General features: G+C 75.3%; 3 protein-coding genes. All 3 read right to left on the minus strand.

Annotation, left to right across the window (positions count from 1 at the left end; translation table 11 throughout):
- Positions 1 to 127 precede the first annotated feature (127 nt).
- A complete protein-coding gene (locus tag ACOJTC_RS20155) occupies positions 128 to 526 on the minus strand; it encodes a TraR/DksA family transcriptional regulator (RefSeq protein ID WP_088647439.1) in 399 nt (132 codons plus the stop codon).
- 207 nt (positions 527 to 733) lie between these two features.
- Positions 734 to 1402, minus strand: coding sequence for a uridine kinase (locus tag ACOJTC_RS20160; RefSeq protein ID WP_420118042.1), 669 nt, complete (start codon positions 1400 to 1402; stop codon positions 734 to 736).
- Positions 1403 to 1722: 320 nt separating this feature from the next.
- The gene (locus ACOJTC_RS20165) at positions 1723 to 2331 is read right to left on the minus strand and encodes a winged helix-turn-helix domain-containing protein (protein ID WP_420118043.1); all 609 of its coding nucleotides are present in this window, start codon (positions 2329 to 2331) and stop codon (positions 1723 to 1725) included.
- Between the last annotated feature and the right edge of the window lie 135 nt (positions 2332 to 2466).

A 2466-nucleotide genomic window follows, 5' to 3' on the forward strand; every position in this document is an offset into this window, starting at 1 on the left:
GGGGGGGGGGGGGGCCCCGGGTGTCCCCGACCCCGGGGTGGGGTGGGGCCGCCCGCGGGGGGGGGCCCGCCCCCCACCTCGACTCCCTGGAGTTGATCAGCGGTGCGGGTCGGACGTGGTGGCCCGGTCAGGCGGCCCGCCGCTCCCGGGTCTGCTTGCAGCCGACGCAGGAGGTGGCGGACGGGAAGATCTCCAGCCGCTCCACCGGGATGGGCGCGGTGCAGCCCTCGCAGAAGCCGTAGGTGCCCTCGTCCAGCCGGGTCAGGGCATGCTCGAACTGGGCCCGCCGGTCGAGGATGGTGCGCAGCAGGGACTGGGCGGTGTCCCGCTCGGCGGTCTTGGTGCCACTGTCGGCCTGGTCGTCGCCGGCGGTGTCACCGACCTCCACCAGCCGCAGCACCTGGCTCTGCGCGACCGCCTGCTCGTACTCCGCGGACAGCTCGTCGTAGCGGGCCCGCAGGGAGGCCCGGATCTGGTCGGCCTCCGCCGTGGTGCGGGCGGTACCGACGGTGTCGTGGACGAGCATCGCTGCCTGCCTTTCCTTAGACCGGGGCGGCCCGAGGGCACGTTCCGGGCTCGGTGGGCACGGTGAGATCATCCGTACCGTGTGAGTCCGGCGAGTACCCACCGCCCGGTCCCGCCAAACCACCGGTTTCGCCGTCGTCACGACGGGCGCAGCGGGCCGTCGCGCCGCCCGGTGCGACCCGCTTGCGTCCACCGGCACGGCAGGGCCTCAGCCGGCCCCGTCGGCCCGCTGCACCAGGGCCGGGTGCCGGGGGTCGTCGACGCGCAGGACCACATCGGCGAAGGACTGCGGGGCGACCTCGTCGGCGTACCGGGCGAAGGCGGGCAGGGTCCACCGCTGCGCCGGGTCGGTACGCCGGGCCAACGCGGCCGGCGAGAGCACCAGGTGCACGGCGACGTCGAACGGCAGTCCCCCGCCGAGCAGCAACGCCCCGCTGACCAGCAGCACCGTACCGGGCGACAGCTCCTGGTAGGCCGCCCGGCTGGCCCGGTCGGTCCGGGCGTCCCAGAGAGAGGGCAGCACCCGCCCGGTGCCGCCGGGGCCGGCCGGGTCGAGCACCTCCCGGCGCAGGCCGGCCTCGTCGATCCAGCCCTCGTAGTAGGCGTCCGGGTTGGTCCGGCCGAACTCGAAGCGGACGGAGGCGGGCCGCAGGAAGTCCCCGGCGTGCAGGTGCAGCGCCGGGCGTCCCCCGGCACGCAGCGGGTCGATCAGCGCGTCGGCGAGCCGTTCCGGGGCGGCGGCGGGGGGACCGTCCACCGCGACCCGGAGGTGGGCCGGCGGCGTGGACCCGTCGGCGGTCGGCCCGGACGCGACCGTGAGGAGCCGTTCGGTCAGCTCGGTGACGAGCCGGTCGGGTGAGATCGGACGGACACGCATCCGACCATCGTGCCCCGTGGGCCGGCGGCCGGCCCGGCGGCCCACGCACCGCGCAGTGGTGTCCGTCCCCGCCCCGGACACGCCGGTCGGGTCACCACGCCGGGTCCGCCGTCGACCCGACAGCGGGGCCCGGCGGCACCGACCGTCGGTCCGGTCGACGGGACTGGGGGCGACGAAATTTTTGCCGACAGCGACGCCGCGGATCGGGTGATTCAGACCGTACGCCGGATTTGGCCGGCGGCACGGCACCGTGGGTGCGGTCCGGTGGGGCTGCGCGCGACGGTGCCGCCGGGCGGTGGCAGCGGTCCGGCCGGGACCGTTCAGCCGGTGCGGTCGACGGTGACCCGGGCGTCGTCGGCGAGCCGGTAGCCCACCCCGTAGACCGTGGTGACCAGTGGGACGTCGACGCCGACCTTGCCGCGCAGCCGACGCACGTGCACGTCCACCGTGCGCACCCCGGCGTGCTCGTAGCCCCAGACGGCGTTGAGAAGTTGCAGCCGGGTGAACACCCGGCGGGGGTGGGCCACCAGGTGCAGCAGCAGGTCGAACTCCAGCCGGGTCAGCGGCAGCGGCTCGCCGTCGCGCAGCACGGAGCGGGAGGAGGCCAGGATGTGCAGCATCGGGATGGTGGCGGCGAGGGAACGCCCCGCCGCCCGGCCGGCCGGGGCCTGCTCGGGTCGCCGTTCGGTGGGAACGCCGGTGGTGGCGATGGTGCACTCGCCGCGTTCCAGCATCTCCCTGGCCGCCTCGAGCAACCGGCGGGCCGGCGGGGTGAGCGACTCCTCGTTGACCAGCGGGATGGAGAGGGTCACGGTGAGCACGGGGGTGACGGCGTTGGCCGGGCGGCGCTGACCACCGGGAGGCCGGCCGGGGACCGACGGCTGGGACGTATGCCATCCGGCGCGCGACGATGCGGGGCTGACCGACATGGTCCTCCTTGGGCTGGTCCGGGTATCTCCCCACGGCCCGGGACGCCGCTGCATCGATGCTTCCCGGCCCCTGGACGGGGGTCAAGGGGCGACCGCGTTGCATGAATGTGACAATTGACGAACAGTTCGCAGCCG

This window comes from Micromonospora sp., from assembly GCF_048594385.1.
In the GTDB taxonomy this organism is placed as follows: Bacteria; Actinomycetota; Actinomycetes; order Mycobacteriales; family Micromonosporaceae; genus Micromonospora; species Micromonospora wenchangensis.

Excerpts from the sequence above, each read along its gene's own strand:
- ACOJTC_RS20155 (WP_088647439.1), bottom strand. The coding sequence starts at position 526 with ATGCTCGTCCACGACACCGTCGGTACCGCCCGCACCACGGCGGAGGCC.
- ACOJTC_RS20160 (WP_420118042.1), bottom strand. The coding sequence starts at position 1,402 with ATGCGTGTCCGTCCGATCTCACCCGACCGGCTCGTCACCGAGCTGACC.
- ACOJTC_RS20165 (WP_420118043.1), bottom strand. The coding sequence starts at position 2,331 with ATGTCGGTCAGCCCCGCATCGTCGCGCGCCGGATGGCATACGTCCCAG.